Annotated in this window: 18 protein-coding genes; 10 read left to right on the top strand and 8 right to left on the bottom strand. The window is 30.2% G+C overall.

Features of this window, described 5'->3' with window-relative positions; translation table 11 throughout:
- Positions 1 to 26 precede the first annotated feature (26 nt).
- The 5 genes from ACN0WI_RS08695 to nusG all read right to left on the bottom strand — a co-directional run bounded on the left by ACN0WI_RS08695 (position 27) and on the right by nusG (position 4,542).
- On the bottom strand, positions 27 to 869 hold the full coding sequence (locus ACN0WI_RS08695; RefSeq protein ID WP_417886315.1) for a glycosyltransferase family 2 protein: 843 nt from the start codon (positions 867 to 869) through the stop codon (positions 27 to 29).
- Between the two features lie 14 nt (positions 870 to 883).
- Entirely contained in the window at positions 884 to 1,762 is an 879-nt protein-coding gene (locus ACN0WI_RS08700) for a hypothetical protein (RefSeq protein WP_417886317.1), read from the bottom strand.
- A 2-nt stretch (positions 1,763 to 1,764) separates the two neighbouring features.
- On the bottom strand, positions 1,765 to 2,655 hold the full coding sequence (locus ACN0WI_RS08705) for a polysaccharide pyruvyl transferase family protein (protein ID WP_417886318.1): 891 nt from the start codon (positions 2,653 to 2,655) through the stop codon (positions 1,765 to 1,767).
- Entirely contained in the window at positions 2,627 to 3,943 is a 1,317-nt protein-coding gene (locus ACN0WI_RS08710; protein ID WP_417886320.1) for a lipopolysaccharide biosynthesis protein, read from the bottom strand. Before ACN0WI_RS08710 ends, ACN0WI_RS08705 begins: the two co-directional genes overlap by 29 nt.
- A 125-nt stretch (positions 3,944 to 4,068) precedes the next feature.
- Positions 4,069 to 4,542 (bottom strand): transcription termination/antitermination protein NusG, encoded by a 474-nt coding sequence (gene nusG / locus ACN0WI_RS08715; protein WP_417886321.1) that lies wholly within the window; start codon positions 4,540 to 4,542, stop codon positions 4,069 to 4,071.
- A 644-nt stretch (positions 4,543 to 5,186) separates the two neighbouring features.
- Here nusG and ACN0WI_RS08720 point away from each other — a divergent pair.
- The 7 genes from ACN0WI_RS08720 to ACN0WI_RS08750 are packed head-to-tail and all read left to right on the top strand — an operon-like array spanning position 5,187 to position 11,745.
- Complete coding sequence (locus tag ACN0WI_RS08720) at positions 5,187 to 5,600, top strand: response regulator (protein WP_417886323.1); 414 nt, start codon at positions 5,187 to 5,189, stop codon at positions 5,598 to 5,600.
- Positions 5,601 to 5,606: 6 nt separating this feature from the next.
- Positions 5,607 to 6,188 (top strand): heme NO-binding domain-containing protein, encoded by a 582-nt coding sequence (locus tag ACN0WI_RS08725; RefSeq protein WP_417886324.1) that lies wholly within the window; start codon positions 5,607 to 5,609, stop codon positions 6,186 to 6,188.
- Positions 6,145 to 8,517 carry a PAS domain S-box protein gene (locus tag ACN0WI_RS08730; protein WP_417886325.1) on the top strand — a complete coding sequence of 791 codons (2,373 nt, stop codon included), beginning with the start codon at positions 6,145 to 6,147 and terminating at the stop codon, positions 8,515 to 8,517. Before ACN0WI_RS08725 ends, ACN0WI_RS08730 begins: the two co-directional genes overlap by 44 nt.
- Positions 8,514 to 9,650, top strand: coding sequence for an FIST signal transduction protein (locus ACN0WI_RS08735; RefSeq protein ID WP_417886326.1), 1,137 nt, complete (start codon positions 8,514 to 8,516; stop codon positions 9,648 to 9,650). The genes ACN0WI_RS08730 and ACN0WI_RS08735 overlap by 4 nt, the downstream gene beginning before the upstream one ends.
- Before the next feature lie 2 nt (positions 9,651 to 9,652).
- Positions 9,653 to 10,693: a sensor histidine kinase gene (locus ACN0WI_RS08740; protein WP_417886327.1), complete on the top strand. Its 1,041-nt coding sequence runs from the start codon at positions 9,653 to 9,655 to the stop codon at positions 10,691 to 10,693.
- Positions 10,694 to 10,699: 6 nt separating this feature from the next.
- Positions 10,700 to 11,023 (top strand): Hpt domain-containing protein, encoded by a 324-nt coding sequence (locus tag ACN0WI_RS08745; protein ID WP_417886328.1) that lies wholly within the window; start codon positions 10,700 to 10,702, stop codon positions 11,021 to 11,023.
- An 11-nt stretch (positions 11,024 to 11,034) separates the two neighbouring features.
- Positions 11,035 to 11,745 (top strand): LytR/AlgR family response regulator transcription factor, encoded by a 711-nt coding sequence (locus ACN0WI_RS08750; protein ID WP_417886329.1) that lies wholly within the window; start codon positions 11,035 to 11,037, stop codon positions 11,743 to 11,745.
- Positions 11,746 to 13,108: 1,363 nt separating this feature from the next.
- On the opposite strand, the gene ACN0WI_RS08755 is transcribed toward ACN0WI_RS08750, so the two are convergent.
- The 3 genes from ACN0WI_RS08755 to ACN0WI_RS08765 all read right to left on the bottom strand — a co-directional run bounded on the left by ACN0WI_RS08755 (position 13,109) and on the right by ACN0WI_RS08765 (position 14,635).
- Positions 13,109 to 13,804 (bottom strand): outer membrane beta-barrel protein, encoded by a 696-nt coding sequence (locus ACN0WI_RS08755; RefSeq protein ID WP_417886330.1) that lies wholly within the window; start codon positions 13,802 to 13,804, stop codon positions 13,109 to 13,111.
- Positions 13,805 to 13,931: 127 nt separating this feature from the next.
- Entirely contained in the window at positions 13,932 to 14,321 is a 390-nt protein-coding gene (locus ACN0WI_RS08760) for a rhodanese-like domain-containing protein (RefSeq protein WP_417886331.1), read from the bottom strand.
- Positions 14,322 to 14,323: 2 nt separating this feature from the next.
- A complete protein-coding gene (locus ACN0WI_RS08765; RefSeq protein WP_417886332.1) occupies positions 14,324 to 14,635 on the bottom strand; it encodes a rhodanese-like domain-containing protein in 312 nt (103 codons plus the stop codon).
- Between the two features lie 154 nt (positions 14,636 to 14,789).
- Between ACN0WI_RS08765 and ACN0WI_RS08770 the strand changes: the two genes are divergently transcribed.
- The 3 genes from ACN0WI_RS08770 to ACN0WI_RS08780 are packed head-to-tail and all read left to right on the top strand — an operon-like array spanning position 14,790 to position 16,481.
- The gene (locus ACN0WI_RS08770; protein WP_417886333.1) at positions 14,790 to 15,239 is read left to right on the top strand and encodes a MarR family winged helix-turn-helix transcriptional regulator; all 450 of its coding nucleotides are present in this window, start codon (positions 14,790 to 14,792) and stop codon (positions 15,237 to 15,239) included.
- 14 nt (positions 15,240 to 15,253) lie between these two features.
- Entirely contained in the window at positions 15,254 to 15,886 is a 633-nt protein-coding gene (locus ACN0WI_RS08775) for an NAD(P)H-dependent oxidoreductase (protein WP_417886334.1), read from the top strand.
- Between the two features lie 25 nt (positions 15,887 to 15,911).
- Entirely contained in the window at positions 15,912 to 16,481 is a 570-nt protein-coding gene (locus tag ACN0WI_RS08780; RefSeq protein ID WP_417886335.1) for a YceI family protein, read from the top strand.
- The last annotated feature ends 210 nt before the right edge of the window (positions 16,482 to 16,691 follow it).

Here is a 16,691-nt window from a genome sequence, read left to right on the forward strand (position 1 = left end):
CTTTTTTAATTTTTTTGTTACGCTTATTAAAACTTTTTTTGATTTGCAGTAATTTTAGCTTGAATAAGAAAAGCACTTTTCAATTCATATGCTATATCTACTAAAGCATATTTTAATCCTCTACTTTTATACTTGGTAAGATTTTTTAGCAGCTGAAAACTCATCATTATAATTATTTTCAATCTTGTAATTAGTGAATAATATTTAATATGATCGGGGTGTTTTTTTAAAAAAATCAACACACTATCTGCTGCTACTTTATAGTTATTATCAATTTTTCTCCAGGGATGGCATACATAGGCTTTATCTGTAAAAACTAATTGTTGCCCATCTTTTATTACCCTGGTTCTAAATTCAATATCTTCTAATTCAAACTTAAAATCTTCACTATAGCCGCCTATTTTAAAATAGTAGCTTTTTCGAACCATCAAATTACAGCTCCATAGTAACCCTCCTGTTGTATTAATTGGAGATACTTCATTATAACGCTCTTGGGGTCGGTCGGCAGCTGTCTTACCTTCAAATATATTTTCTTCTAAAAAATTAGCTTGCTTTTGGCTATAAGCTTGTAACCAATTCTTATCCGGTAGGCAATCGTCGTCTGTAAATGCTATCCAATCGAATTGAGAATAACGAACACCATTGTTTCTATTTGCTGCAGGACCTTTCCGGGGACCTGCTACCCACTTAACCCAAGGATAATTTTCTTTTATTAAATTCTCGGCTGTACTTGTACTTCCATCATCAGAAACAATAATTTCATAATTTTCTTTCGGATAAGTCTGCACATCTGGCGCTAATAAATTCAAACATTCTTTTAAATGTTCATTTCGATGACGTGTCGGAATTACTATAGATATTTTGATCATTATTGATAAAAATTCTAGGCACTTTTCAGCACATTTTTAATATGATGTAATCGGTTCTTTAAGTTTCGTATAGACCATTCTTTTCGTTTTTTCCGTTCTATCTCGATAAAAGCACTCCATTCTTCCTTTTCTGTTTCACTAAGATATTTAGAGAAATATGTATTTATTGCCATCTTTTTATATTTCGGTATACCTGCCCAATGAATTATATAAGGTTTTTTAGCTTCTTCTATCCAATAGATTTCTTCAAAACCTTTATGCTCATAATCGCCTGCCCAGGTCGATTGCATATTGAAGGGAGGAAGTGTTAAGTTAGTTACTCTAATACCCGTTAAATGCACTAATAAATTAATAGCAACTTGATCTTTATAAATATTAATTTGATCGATTAATGTTTTACGATACCTCCCTAAGCAAACCTTTTTTAATTTCTCTACTGAATACAACTGCTTATCGCACGCAAATTGTCCAGCATTAAAGACTCCTTGTTGCCAAATAGTACTTTTACTTTTGAAATATGAACGACTCTCTGCATTGTAAGTATGGTCTGGATTATTCCAATGTGTACAAGAACTAATAAACCCTTGATGAGCTGCTAAAACTTCTTCGGGATTTCTAATAAAAATGATATCTGAATCGACATATTGATAATTATTTGTTAGAAAACACTGATATTTTCGACACATTTCGAAAATGTTATGTTCTTTAGTCCAATTTAAAATCGCTTTATCTTCCCACCAAAATGCGTTATCGGGCAATTCAAATTTATCCTCGTTAAATGGAATAACCCACAAAGGAAGCTTACATCCAGTAGCTCTAAGTGATCGTTCCATTGCAAAAAATTGAATTTTAACCTGTTTATTGGCTAGGGTAATTATCTTATCTAATTTCATTATTAAAGCATATTAATTCGACTATACTTTTTTTGAATAACACTTATTTTTTCTTGCAACTGTGCTACTTTTACATCTAAAACCGGCTCATTACTTAAAAAACTGGGAGCATTCTTTAATCCTTCAAAATCCTTCAGAAGCTTATCTTTTTTTATCATTTCTTGATAATTAAAATATACTTTCGACAGATTTTTAGTTAGAAAATTATCAGCTTTTAATCGAGTTTTCACCTTTTGTTGTGTAGCTGTAATATCGTATAAAGGCTTGCAGTAATTAGGCTTATACTTCAACTGTAAAGAAGCCGTCCAATCTTGCCATTTAAATTCATTAATTAGCGGATATAATTTTAGTGGCACCCACGGCACACGAAATACATCTGCCACTATTGCTCCGTGCATAGCTTCAGTTATAATTAATTCTGAAGATAGAATGGTTTGCAAAATCTTTTCAAAATCATCTAACGGATTGATATATTGAAAACTGACTATTTCGCATACTTTTTTCCAGTCGTAAAATAAAGCACTTTCGTGATGAGGCATAAAAGCCACTTTAATAGTTTTAGTTTTCTTAGGAAAAGAAAAGGTTTTTAATAATGCAGCACCATCTGTAATCGCTAATTTGGTATCCATTTTTAGTTTTTTAGCGGTTAACGGCCCTCGTACGCACTGAATATCATACGAACTGTCTAAAATTGGTGGTTTACCATAAGCATACCCTGTACTAAAAACTATTTTTTTCTTTGCTTCCGGAAAACGAAATTGTAAAATAGAGCCTATCCCTAAAAAAATGGAAGAAGGTTCTTCATCAAAAAAATTCGGCAATAATCTATTGAAAATATAAGGATTTAAAGCATCTCCAAAATTTTTATTCTCCTGATAGTAAATTAATTTCATTTTTAGTCTTCTTTAAACCAATTAGGGTTACAATTATTTTATTTAAAAGATTGAAAACGCTAAGAATAACACTAAATATCAATACATTATAGGTAGTACTTAAGTCCATAGTTATAATCATAATCAACTGCAATATTATATTTGTAGAGATACTTACAACGGGAATCCACGACCACAGCCATTTTCGGGAACAATTCATATCCCACATCAACACATTTATAAATAATATGCTAGAATTCAGCATCAATAAACTCACTTCCTGCCGAAGATGAGCATATTTTTCTCCCATAATCCATAATAAGGGTTCCGGAACAAAAAAACCAACTAAAACTAATATAATAGCTATAGCAGTAGCTCCGCTTAGTATAAATGCAAACTTATTACTTAAATTCTCTTTAGGTTGTTTAGCTAAATATGGAACGATTAAAGTTGAACTGGCCATATTAAAAATCATAAACATTTGGCCTAATCTTCCTAAAGCGCCTACCTCAGCAATATTTTGTGAGACACCGAAAATCCCAATTATAAATAATGAAATTTGAGAACTAAAAGCAGAATATATAATACCCGGTATTACGGGTTTTACATAAGCTGTCATTTCTTTTCTTACAGTCAAATCACTAGCTTCGGGTTCTACTATATATTCTTGTGATTTTTTTCTAAATGTAAAGCCGTTAAACCACACCATTATACTGGTGGTTAAAGCCGCTAACCATGCATTTATAAAAGTACCTAAATACAGTAACCCTAGCAATGATAGACGAACTACACCACTAAACAACTGAGTCTGATAAATATCTTTCAGTTTTTTATGAATCATTAACGGTGTTATATAAAAAGCTGTATTTCCTGAAAAAAATAAATTAGTTAGAATACATATCAGTAAAATTATAGTTACCGAAATTGGCCATTGGTGCTGATAGGTTACATATGGAAAAGCGAACACACATACACATCCTACCACTAAAAATAACCGATTTCTATAAAATTTTCCTGCCTTTATATAATTTCCTATTACTTTTTTTTCATGAATTCGTGTACCTACCAAAGCAATCACAGAACCTGAAATTCCTAATTCCACTAATACCTGCGCAGTGCTTTGAAAAGCAAACGCTATACTATATTGTGCATACTCTTCTACCGATAGCCAATGGATTAAAAAAAAACCGCTTAACAATTGCGTAAGTTGTACTGCCCCCTGACCCGCTACAAAAACTAATATAATTTTAGACCATTGGCGTAGGCGACTTTGAGAAACAATCGTCTCTAAAGCTATTTTTTTTATCATCTCTATTAAATTGGCTGAATATAAATACTAAAACATTGGAATATTAGAAGTTAATTACCAACATTTAATATCGACAACTGGTTATATTTTTAAATCAAGTGAAATATAACTGTTACGCATATAACTTAAACTATACAGGTAGTTTTTAGAATAACGGAACATCCCAATTCTTGCAAAATTATCTTCACTGAACCTTTTCCTATTTCTTTAACAACTCCATCTTTCCCCTTAAAAACTCCTTTTTTAATCTTTATTCGATCTCCAGAAGAAATAGAAGTTATTAAACATTCATCAACATTTCCTTTGGAAAGCCAATTCTCAATTGCATTAATTTCTTCTTCTCGAACAATAGCTGGTTTGCCTAACCAGTAAAGATATTTTACTACCCCAGGAGTTACTAGTACATCAGTCTTAGGTCCTTTAGCATGTTTCACAAAAACATAAGATTTAAACAAAGGTTCTTCTATCAATTTTGACTTCCCATAATATTTACTATCTCGTTCTTTCATCGGGCAGTAAACTTCATAACCAAGTTTCGATAAATGACTTGCAACTTTTTTTTCGAATTTACTTTTTGTATATAAAACAAACCACTTCATATTCCCATCATATTTTATTGGTTAGTATAATTTTAAAAAAAGGAGATAAAGTATTCTAGAGGATTAGTTAATATGGCTCCGCCACTTCGATCATTAGGGGTATGATCAACTAAAATATTTTTTTGAATACAGAACTAAATAAGGAATTAATACTCATACTTTGGACATATATATATTTTTTTCGACATAACATCTTAAAAATTCCATAAAAAACACAAAATTCTTACATTTTAAAAAATTACTTATAAAACAAACACAAAATTGTTAAAAAATTAAATAAAAATACTTTTTATCGATTTATAAGTATATTTTATCACAAAAAAGAAAGAAAATCATTAGATAAAAGGCATAAAAACATAATTTCACAGGGTATATAAAAGTAAAAAGTAATATTTAGAGATTTCGGTTACACCTATTTCTTTAAATTTTATTTTTCTTAATAAGTATTACTTTTCTAGGATTTTGAATAACCTATATTAAATCATTCATTATATAGCTTTTCACTAAAAGTTTTAGTTACTTATCAGCTTAAACCATTCGTCTACACTTAACAACCATTAAACTACATAGCCAATATTTTAAACGAATTGGAGTTATAATAACAGATAAAATTGCTCAAATTTGTTATAGGAAATACGATAAAAATGAAAAAAAAACTAACGATACTTCTTATAGAAGACGATATGATTGAAGTAATGAAATTGAACAGAACCATTTCATCCCTTCAATTACCTCACCAAATTATTGAAGCAAAAAATGGTGAAGAAGCTCTGGTTCATCTCGAAAAGAAAGACCAACTACCTGATATCATATTTCTAGATTTAAATATGCCAAAAATGAACGGCATTGAATTTCTTTCAATTTTAAAAAACGACGAGCTTTTAAAATATATCCCTACTATTATACTAACAACTTCTAGTAATCGAAAAGACTTGTTAGAGTGCTACAAAATTGGTATAGCCGGTTATATTATTAAACCGCTTAAATATGAAAATTATGTTGAAAAGCTTAAAAGCGCATTAGAATATTGGAGTCAAAATGAATTAATTAAAGGATAACTAATTATGAAAGGTATCGTATTTACAGAATTTTTAGATATGGTTGAAGAAAAATTCGGACTTGAAGTAGTAGACCATATTATAGAAGCTGCCAATTTAAAATCTGGCGGAGTGTATACTTCAGTGGGCACTTATGATTTTTTGGAAATGCAGAGCCTATTAATAAACTTAAGCGAAAGAACTAATATATCTTTAGATGATCTAATTTATAATTACGGATTATACTTCTTCAAAGTATTAACAGATCATCATCCTGCAATTTTCTCTTTGTATAAAGATCCTTTAGAAATGTTAGCTTCTATAGAAAGTCACATTCATGTACAAGTAAGAAAATTATATCCTGGCGCAGAACTTCCTACATTTAAAATTGTAAAAAAAGAGGATAAGTTTCTTGAAATTTTGTATTTTTCAGAAAGAGCCATGTATATGTTTGCCAAGGCTTTAATGGAAAAAACATTTGAACATTACCACGAGTCTGCTACCATAGAACTAGAAAAAATCACAGATGATGGTACTCAAGTAAGATTTCTCATATCTACAAAAAATGACTGCTATACAACAAATCGACATATTAAAAAGAGCGCTTAAAAGAGAAAAAATGGCTAGAAAACTAGCCGAAAAAATCCTAGAAGAAAAATCAACCGAACTTTTTGAGCTCTCCGAAGCATTACGACAATCTAATAACAGACTAAAAGAATTACTTACCGAAAAAACATCTCAATTAGAGGGAGTTTTCATTAATATCATCGATGCTTATATAGTAATGGATATTGAAGGAAATGTTCTAAAAATGAACGATGCTGCCAAAGAGATGCTTGGTTACAATATCGATGTAGAACCTATAAACTTACTCGATTTAGTACATCCAGATGATCGTTCTTATACAAAATCTGCTTTTAAACAATTATACCACACCGGTAGTTATAATAATTACAAATCGGTTATAATAACCAAGAATCAAAAAGAAAAAACGATACAGATTAATGCCAGCATGATTTATGATAAAAACGGAAAACCCGTTGCTGCGCAGGGAATTGCTCGAGATATAACCAAAGAGAATATTGTAAAAAACGAATTAGAAGAACAAAAAAAACAACTCGATTTAATTTTTGATAATTCACCTATCGGAATTTCATTAACCAAAACCAATTTTAAAGAACTCATTAAAGTCAATAAAGCGCTTACCGATATGTTTGGTTATACACATGAAGAGTTCAACCAATTGAGTATTAAAGATCTTACCCATCCTGAAGAAGAAGAAGATTCAACACATTTACTAACGCAAATGGCTGATGGGGAAATAGATAATTACGTTATCGAAAAAAGATATCTCACAAAATTTGGCGAAACCTTATGGGCCAAAACAAGAGTAGCCGCTATTCGCGATGAACGCGGGAAAATAAAATACCAAGTAGCTACTATTGAGGATATAACAAAAGAAAAAATTGCTAAAGAGACAATTGAAGAATCTGAAGCTAGAATGGCAACTTTAATTGTTAATCTTCAAACCGGTATATTACTAGAAGACGAAAATCGAAAAATTTTACTTACCAATAAAAAGTTCTGTAATATGTTTGGAATAGATGCTCCGCCAGAAGTTTTAAAAGGAGCCGATTGTTCAAACTCTGCAGAAGAAAGTAAAAATATTTTAAAAAAACCTAACGAATTTGTAAAAGGAATAAATACACTTTTACAAGAAAAAAGGACTGTTATTTCTGAAGAGTTAGAATTAAAAGATGGTAAAATTTACGAACGCAGTTACATTCCTATTTATCATGAAGGCAAATATAAAGGCCATTTATGGAGTTACGATGATGTAACAATTCAAAAAAACTATAAGGAGCATTTAAAATCGCAAAAAGAAAAATACAGTAGTATTATTGCGAATATGAATTTGGGATTATTAGAAGTTGATTTAAATGACAAAATTTTAATGGCAAATCAAAGTTTTTGCGAAATGAGTGGTTACCATATGCATGAACTTATTGGAAAACAAGCTAAAGAAATATTCTTAATCCCAGAATCTGAAGCTAACTTCAAAAAAAATAAAGATATTCGAATTTCCGGAATCGCTAATTCTTACGAAATCCGAATCAAAAACAAAAATGGAGACATCCGGTACTGGTTAATTAGTGGTGGGCCAAATTACGACCCTTACGGGAAATTAATAGGATCTATAGGTATTCATTTAGATATTACAGAAATAAAAAGACTGCAAACTCAAAAAGAAAGTTTACTTAAAAACCTAGAGCAGCAAAACGAACACCTTAATGAATATGCGCATATTGTATCGCACGACCTAAAATCTCCTTTACGAAATATCTCTGCATTATTAAGTTGGACTAAGGAAGATTTCCGTGAAAAATTAGGTGAAACCAGCTTGATGAATTTAGATTTAATACAAGAGCGAGTAGAAAAAATGGATCATTTAATTGAAAACATTTTAAAATACTCCAGCATTGAAGAAGGAAATATTCAACGGCAAGAAATTGATGTGAATGAATTGGTGAATGAAATTCTGAAATTAATTTACATTCCAAAACATATTAACATCGAAATAGTACAACACTTACCTACTATTATAGGAGATCGAACTAAAATTCAACAAGTTTTTCAAAACTTATTAAGCAATGCAGTAAACTATACCGATAAAGAAAATGGAATTGTAGAAATTGATTTTTCTGAAAACACTACTCATTTTATTTTCAGCATTAAGGATAATGGAATTGGTATTGCAAAAGAACACCATGAGAAGATATTTAAAATATTTAATTCCTTAGGTACTAATGAAAAATCTACCGGAATAGGATTGAGTATTGTTAAAAAAGTTATCGATTTACATAAAGGAACAATATGGTTAGATAGCGAAGTTGGAAAGGGCACCATCTTCTTTTTTAGCTTTAAAAAAGAATTATGAAAATAACACAAGCAATAAAAAAAGATGCGCTTCCTTGGCAATATAACGGCGAAGATAAAAAATTGCACACAAATCCATTAGTTTTAATATTTGGAGAGCGAATGCTTTTACAAGATGAAACTATTATTAACGAAATTCGAGAAGAATTTCCGTATGAGAATTTAATTTTTGCAACTTCAGCTGGAGAAATACATAATACCACCGTACAAGAAAACAGTATTATAGTTAATATTATAAGTTTTGAAAAGGCAACTTTCAATATTCAAACAGCCAATATTCTAGATTTCGAAAAAGACTCTACGGCAATAGGGCAACATTTAATACAAAAACTAGATCCTGAAAATTTAAAACATATATTTTTAATTTCAGAAGGAACATTTTGTAATGCAAGCCAATTATTAGCGGGGTTGGAAAAATACAATGTCTCTAAAGCACCTATAAGTGGAGGCTTATGTGGAGATGATCATCGTTTCGAAAAAACCTTAGCTTCTTTAAATCAAAATCCGCAAGAAGGAGAAGTAATTTTAATTGGTTTGTACGGTGAAAGTCTAGAAGTTAGTTATGCAAGCCATGGCGGATGGATTCCGTTTGGACCTATGAGGAACGTAACCAAATCAAAAGGAAATATTCTTATTGAGTTAGATGGGATACCCGCACTAGATTTATATAAAAAATACTTAGGAGAAAAGGCAAAAGATCTGCCCCACTCTGCATTATTTTACCCACTTCATATAACAGAAAAAGGAAAAGATCATAGCGTAGTACGAACTATATTAAATATTGATCACGAAAATAAAACCATGATTTTCGCTGGTGATATTGAAGAAGGAGCACAAGCACAATTAATGTTAGCCACGGTAGATGGCATTGTAAATGGTGCAAGTATAGCTGCGCAAAAAGGCTTAAATAACAGAAAAAAAGCACCGGAATTAGCCATTCTTGTTAGCTGCATAGGCAGAAAATTAGTTCTAAACCAACGAGTTGAAGAAGAAATTGAAGAAATAAATATTAAATTAGAAAATCATACCCCAATTATTGGTTTTTACTCTTATGGAGAAATTACTCCATCCCCAGAAACGTCAGAAAGTATTTTACATAACCAAACCATGACGTTAACCTTAATTAGTGAGTAAGTATGAATCCGCTTCTAAAAAGACAAATTCGAAAATATTTTCCAGAAGATTTAGCTGAAGATGAAAAATTTAAAAATTTCTTCAGAGCTATAGAGGAAACCTACACCAATAATGAAGAACAACTAAGAATGATTCAGCATGCTACAAAACTAAGCTCTGATGAATTATTTAGTGCTAACCGTAAACTTCAATTAGAAGCAGATAATCAAAAAAAAATATTAGACAGCTTACATGCTGCAATTAAAGCATTACAGCTAAAAAACTCCCCATTAGAAGAGAATAACGAGCTAAATGTAACTAAGCTTGCTAAATTTATAGAAGAACAATCTAAAGAAATTCAGTTAAGCAATCAAAAACAAAAAGATTTATTGGTCCGTTTAGAAAATAAAAATCAAGCGCTATCAGATTATGCCCATGTTGTTTCTCACGATTTAAAATCACCTTTACGCAGTATTAACTCTTTAGTCAGCTGGATAAAAGAAGATTATGTTAGCGTATTAGATGAAAATGGACAAGAACAACTTCGATTAATTCAGCAACTACTAGAAAAAATGGATGGTTTAATTTCAGGTATTTTAAATTATTCTACCATAGATCAAGCTGAACTACAAAAATATCCGGTAGACCTTCAAGACTTAGTAGAAGATATTATCAAACTACTATATACACCAGAACATATAAATATTAAAATAGCAGGTAAACTTCCAATAATTTTTGGTGATAAATTTCGGTTACAACAACTTTTTCAAAACATTATTCAAAATGCTATAAAAAGTATCGATAAACCTAATGGTGAAATTAAAATAAATGCTAAAGAATTAAAAAATAATTATAAATTCTCTATATCAGACAACGGAAAAGGCGTAAAAAAAGAACATTTTTTAAAAATTTTTCGCATATTTGAGAAAATTGATAATGATCCCCTCTCTACCGGAATTGGTCTTTCAATAGTTAAAAGAATCGTCGATTTTTATGATGGCAAAATTTGGTTAGAAAGCGAATTATCAAAAGGCACCACATTCTATTTTACTTTACCTAAATAACAACTTTTGATGCAAGAACAACCTAATTATTCGTATATCCATCAATTATCCGGAGGCGACAAAGATTTCGAGAAAGAATTGATGAATGTTGTAAAAATTGAATTACCGGAAGAAGTGACCAGCTATAAAAAATACCTAGAAAATAATGATTTTCAAAGAGCGGCTGATACCGTACATAAAATTAAACATAAAATTAGTATTTTAGGCTTAGAAAAAAGTTATCAAATAGCAATAGATTATGAAAATGAGCTTCGAGAACAAAAGAAAGGTCTAGAAACTAAATTTAATGAAATTTTAAATGTTATGGTTACTTTTATTGCTAAAGCCTAAAAATCTATCTTATGAATTGTATCATTATTGATGATGAAGCCGCTGCTAGAACTATAATTCGAAAGTTAGCAGAACAAAACCCAAATCTTGAAGTTAAAGAAGATTTCACTAATGCTATAGCTGCAATGAAGTATTTAAATCAGCATGAAATAGATTTAATCTTCTTAGATATTCATATGCCAGATTTTTCAGGATTTGATTTTATTCAAACCTTCAATAATATGCCTAGAGTAATTTTATCTACTTCTGATAGAAATTTTGGTATTGAAGCTTTTGAATATGATTGTATTGTGGATTACCTTGTAAAACCACTCACTAAAGAGCGGTTTGATAAAGCAGTAAATAAGGCACTTCAGGCTAATCACTCTTCTCCTACTAAAAAATCAGATAGCGATACTATTCAAGAAACCGGTAATGTATTATATGTAAATATAGACCGCCGATTAATTAAAATTGATATTCCAACTATTTATCTAATTGAAGCTAGAGGCGATTATATTTTAATAAAAACATCTGGGAAAAATTATACGGTGCATTCTACCATGAAAAAAATTGATGAGAAACTACCGGATCAATTGTTTTTAAAAGTTCACCGATCATATATTATTAATATCGATAAGATTATAGATATCGAAGATAATAGTGTGCTTATTGAAAAAGACGTTATACCAGTAAGCCGCTCCAATCGTCCAGAACTTATGAAACGTTTAAATTTATTATAAATCCGTTTAACAGATTTTTATTTCCATTTACCGACACCTATAGATCTGTGAACGAATAAATACATTACAACCACTTTCCTCTAACTATATTTGACATATAAATAAGAAATTATTTAAATGGTTAGTTGGTTAGGTTAGATTAATTTTTAAAATGCCGAGCGTGGTTTCTCGGCATTTTTCTTTTATATATCTTAACAAACTGTTCAGAATTAAATACTCACAATAAGAAATAATTCTAAATTTTTACTAGCATAGCAGTATATCTATATAAAATATGCTAGTTACATAATTATATACTGAATACACCTATTTATAAAAACTCATTCACCATAATACTTTTTAGCTTTTTACTTTTAATCGAATTCATTACACATTTCATCGATAGAAATAAAGCAATAGACGAAATTGCTAACTATAATCACTTTTCTCTATCTATATTTGAAATATAAATAAGAAAAAGTATATAGCTCGGGGGGATGTAATGAAAATGTTATTTTAAAATCCCTACAATTTCAGAAGATAAAATCATCATTTTCCTGAGCTTTATAAAATAAATTGGTTAGTTGGTTAGGTTAGTTTTAAGAATGTCGGGAGTGGTTTACCGGCATTCTTTTTTTTAACTATAGTACAAACTAAAATGCAATCTCCTTAGCTTTATTGAGTTTATCTTTATACTGGATGAAATCAATATAAATAATAATTTTCTTTTAAAAATAAACTCTCGAAAGTTGGGTCGATTTTTTTATAAGTTTAGTACTTACTATTATGGGATATGAACCTAACAAAACACAGAGTAATTCTTAAAATTAATAAAGTATTTTTATAAAAACAGTTAGTCGGTTTTTTCTCTCCGTCCACCGATACATATAAATCTGTAATCGAATTTATCAATTACAAACTACCTCTTTAAACTATATTTAAATTATTAATTAAGAAAATAAGTCAGCTCAGGGACAACTATTAAAATATCATTCTAAAATCCCTACAATTTTAGATAATAAGTCTTTGTTACCCTGAGCTTTATTAAAATATTGAAGATAACTATTTGGTTAGTTGGTTAGGTTTGAGAATGTCGGGAGTGGTTTACCGGCATTCTCTTTTTTCTATATAGCCATAATCAAAAATCAAGCAATTTTAAAAGTCTTTCTATAGAAAACAGCTAGTAAATTAATGCTCATCGTTGCTAAATTGTTATTCATCTTTATTAAAAGTATAATTAGCTAATTAATACTAAAATTCCTACACAAAAATATACTTTTATATAAGATTTAGAATTATTAATTACCTAAAAGCAGTAGCAAATTTGAGTTTGTTTTCATTTTTTTGGTTTATTAGGTTTCATGTAAGCTACTGCTTTTTTCTTCTAGAAATAACAACCCCGATTCGCTTTTCTTCTTGGCACATAACTCGAATCAAACAATACTAAAGATACACTTAACATTATTTGGTTAACTCGCTTATTTTTAAAAACAGAATTAATTCCTCCGAAAGAAGTAAAATCTAAAAGAACAGGTGTTTCTTCTGTACTTTTAAAATTATGTTCATATCTCAAATCAATTTCAAAACGTCCAAAATGTGCTTTTGTTCCTATATTAGCCGATAAATAGGATTTATCAGTAGGTATTACACCACCTTCAAAGGACGCTTCATTTTCTAATACAGCGTCCCCAACCATGATGCTTAAACCAGGACCTAAATAAACATCAATAGGATCAAAAATATGATACCCTACTAAAATCGGAATACTTATCTTATCAAAAGAATAAGAAGTAGAACGTTTATCAAATTTAAAGTCAGATTTCGTTGTATTATATAAAGCTTCCAAACGTACAAATAGCTTTCTAAAACTTTTCTGTCCATAAATACCTCCATGAAATCCTTCTTTATAATCCGATTCTAATGTTCCTCCATTAAAACCTGAAGCTGGCACACCCTCAGTTTCTAATTCAGCTCCAAAAGTATAATTTAAACCTCCTTTTACTCCCAAAATAAATTGTTGAGAATTCATTGAAATAGAAATCAAAAAGAATAAAAATAAAAAAGTAATATTTTTTTTCATACTGGTTATTTTAAATAAATATGTTCTAAATATAGACAATATCTATATTTAGAACATATTTTAATACATTAAAAAAGGGAATTTATAAGTTATAAATTCCCTTTTCCTATTATTCTTAATTATATATTTAGTCTAGATTCCCACCTAAAAGTATCCAGTTTTCTATTCCACCTTCTAATTCGTAGACCTCTTTAAAACCTTTATCTTCTAAAATATTAATAGCTTTCTTTGCTTGTCTGCTTTCTCTTCCATAGACTACAATTGGCTGTTCTTTATTTAGAGTATCAAAAAATTTAGGATTATCGGCTTTTTCGTTAACTAGTATATTTTTAGCGGTAAGTATGTGTCCTTTAGAAAATTCTTCAGCAGAACGAACATCAATAACCTGAATATTTTCGGTTTGAAATCGTTGCTGCATCTCTTCAGCGGAAATCATTTGAATTTCGCTAGCTTCTAATTTTTTACAAGATTGAAAACTAGCCAAAATCAGCAACAATATATAAAAACTGTTCTTCATTACTACTTTACCGTCTTTCCTTCCCAGTTCATGAATCCTCCTTCTAGATTATAAGTATTTGCAAAACCTAATTGATCTAAAATGGAGCAAGCTTGTGCACTTCTCTTTCCGGAACGGCAATAAATATATACATTCTTATCTTTATCTAGTTTTTCAACTTCTTCAACAAAACCATCTCCTTTATAAATATCAATATGTTTAGATGAAGGAATATAACCTTCAGCCACTTCTTCTTCTGTACGAACATCAAGAATCATAGCATTATCATCATTCTCTAATTTTGTACTCCAATCTTCTTGTGAAAGCTCTTTCATTATTATTTATATTTAAATTCTATTTAGTAAATATACATTATATATTAAAAATCAAAAATACAATCACTTAACTAATTAATTAATTTTTAACATTTTTTTAATTCATTAACCCAAATTCTAAAATATATTTGTATATACAAATATTGTATATACAATGAAAACAGAAGAGCTTTTAAAAACAGCAAACCTTAACGAACCTAAAAAACTGGTTATTAACATCATGCTTTGTGCAGGTAAGGCAACAGCGATGATGAATGAAGCTCTTAAACCCTACGAAATTTCCATGCAGCAATTTAATGTATTACGAATTTTACGTGGACAGAAAGGGAAACCTGCAAATCTTAGTACCATCCAGGAACGCATGGTAAATAAAATGAGTAATACCACTAGACTAGTCGATAAGTTGATAAATAAAAATCTTGTTGAGCGATATACTTGTGAAAAAAACCGACGAAAAATTGAAATCATTATTACTAAAGAAGGTTTACAATTACTGGAAATTTTGGATCCAATAGTCGACAATCTGGAAAATGATTTTTCTGGACATATCTCACAAGAAGAATTAATCAAACTAAACGAGATACTTGAAAAAGTTAGAAACTAATAAAACCAAAAATTATGAGTTCAATTATTGAAAACTTAAAATGGAGATACGCCACAAAGAAATTTGATGCTAATAAAAAAATATCAAAAGAAAATTTAGAAGAACTACTTGAAGGAGTACAGCTCTCAGCTTCTTCTTACGGTCTACAGCCTTATCAAATCTTTGTTATTGAAAACCCAGAGATCAGAGAAAAATTAAAAGCTGCAGCCTGGAACCAAACACAACTTATCGATGCATCGCAGGTAATTGTATTTGCCAACCATAAAAAGTTAGATGAAGCTTATGTGGATAACTATATCAAAAATATTGCAGAAACTAGAAACCTAAAAGTTGAAGACCTTGAGGGAATGGCAGATATGATTAAAAATTCTACACTTCAACTTCCTGAGGATAAGCAAAACGAATGGGCTCAGAAACAAGCTTATTTGGCTCTTGGTTTTTTACTTACAATGGCTGCAGATTTAAAAATTGATGTATGCCCAATGGAAGGTTTTTCGGCTGAAGAATTCGACCAAATTCTAGGTTTGGAAGAAAAAGGACTTCATACCGCAGTAATTGCCTGTATTGGATACCGAAGTGAGAAGGATGATTATCAGCATGCAGCAAAAGTTCGCAAATCAACAGAGGATTTATTCAACTTTATATAAATTAAACTAAATAATTAAAATTGCTATGAAAAAGAATGTCATTAAAGGAGCCTTAGCTTCAGTTGTTGTAGTCGCTACACTAGCTTTTACAGGTATCACTAAAAAGATTGATGTAAAAGAAAGTAAAGTCACATGGGAAGGTGAAAAAGTAACAGGAAGCCATGAAGGCACAATAGATTTAAAATCTGGATACTTAAATGTAGAAGGGGATAAAATTTTGGGTGGAGAATTTGTTATCGACATGACATCTCTTCAATCTACCGATCTTGAAGGGGAAAGTAAAGGAAAGTTAGAAGGACATTTAAAATCTGACGACTTTTTTGGTGTTGCCAATCACCCGGAAGCGAAACTGGTAATTAAAACAGCTTCTAAAAAAGCGGAAAATACCTATGGCGTAGTAGCCGATTTAACTATTAAAGGAATTACACATCCTATTACTTTTGATATAGATTACGATGGAAAAGCTGCACACGCAGATCTTACTATTGATCGTACAGAATACGAAGTACGCTACGGTTCTGGTAGCTTCTTCGATAATTTAGGCGATAAAACAATTTATGATGATTTTGATATCGCTGTAGATTTAAAATTTTAATCTCCCCAACACGTTAGTGAAATCCCGTAATATCCCCTACAGATTACGGGATTTATTTTTTTTAGCTTTTTATTTGTCCTTTCAAATTTCATAACTATATTTGAACAAATGAAAAACAGAATTGCAAATACTTGGTGGTGGTCTAACTTACGTTCAAACTTCGTGAGCTAAATTGCCATTATATAAAATATATAACCAAAAGGCTTGTCT

This window comes from Zunongwangia sp. (assembly GCF_048269745.1).
GTDB lineage: Bacteria > Bacteroidota > Bacteroidia > Flavobacteriales > Flavobacteriaceae > Zunongwangia.

What these genes read in the sequence shown, in the direction of transcription:
- ACN0WI_RS08695 (WP_417886315.1), bottom strand. Translation starts at nt 869, where the DNA reads ATGATCAAAATATCTATAGTAATTCCGACACGTCATCGAAATGAACAT.
- ACN0WI_RS08700 (WP_417886317.1), bottom strand. Translation starts at nt 1,762, where the DNA reads ATGAAATTAGATAAGATAATTACCCTAGCCAATAAACAGGTTAAAATT.
- ACN0WI_RS08705 (WP_417886318.1), bottom strand. Translation starts at nt 2,655, where the DNA reads ATGAAATTAATTTACTATCAGGAGAATAAAAATTTTGGAGATGCTTTA.
- ACN0WI_RS08710 (WP_417886320.1), bottom strand. Translation starts at nt 3,943, where the DNA reads ATGATAAAAAAAATAGCTTTAGAGACGATTGTTTCTCAAAGTCGCCTA.
- nusG (WP_417886321.1), bottom strand. Translation starts at nt 4,542, where the DNA reads ATGAAGTGGTTTGTTTTATATACAAAAAGTAAATTCGAAAAAAAAGTT.
- ACN0WI_RS08720 (WP_417886323.1), top strand. Translation starts at nt 5,187, where the DNA reads ATGAAAAAAAAACTAACGATACTTCTTATAGAAGACGATATGATTGAA.
- ACN0WI_RS08725 (WP_417886324.1), top strand. Translation starts at nt 5,607, where the DNA reads ATGAAAGGTATCGTATTTACAGAATTTTTAGATATGGTTGAAGAAAAA.
- ACN0WI_RS08730 (WP_417886325.1), top strand. Translation starts at nt 6,145, where the DNA reads ATGACTGCTATACAACAAATCGACATATTAAAAAGAGCGCTTAAAAGA.
- ACN0WI_RS08735 (WP_417886326.1), top strand. Translation starts at nt 8,514, where the DNA reads ATGAAAATAACACAAGCAATAAAAAAAGATGCGCTTCCTTGGCAATAT.
- ACN0WI_RS08740 (WP_417886327.1), top strand. Translation starts at nt 9,653, where the DNA reads ATGAATCCGCTTCTAAAAAGACAAATTCGAAAATATTTTCCAGAAGAT.
- ACN0WI_RS08750 (WP_417886329.1), top strand. Translation starts at nt 11,035, where the DNA reads ATGAATTGTATCATTATTGATGATGAAGCCGCTGCTAGAACTATAATT.
- ACN0WI_RS08755 (WP_417886330.1), bottom strand. Translation starts at nt 13,804, where the DNA reads ATGAAAAAAAATATTACTTTTTTATTTTTATTCTTTTTGATTTCTATT.
- ACN0WI_RS08760 (WP_417886331.1), bottom strand. Translation starts at nt 14,321, where the DNA reads ATGAAGAACAGTTTTTATATATTGTTGCTGATTTTGGCTAGTTTTCAA.
- ACN0WI_RS08765 (WP_417886332.1), bottom strand. Translation starts at nt 14,635, where the DNA reads ATGAAAGAGCTTTCACAAGAAGATTGGAGTACAAAATTAGAGAATGAT.
- ACN0WI_RS08770 (WP_417886333.1), top strand. Translation starts at nt 14,790, where the DNA reads ATGAAAACAGAAGAGCTTTTAAAAACAGCAAACCTTAACGAACCTAAA.
- ACN0WI_RS08775 (WP_417886334.1), top strand. Translation starts at nt 15,254, where the DNA reads ATGAGTTCAATTATTGAAAACTTAAAATGGAGATACGCCACAAAGAAA.
- ACN0WI_RS08780 (WP_417886335.1), top strand. Translation starts at nt 15,912, where the DNA reads ATGAAAAAGAATGTCATTAAAGGAGCCTTAGCTTCAGTTGTTGTAGTC.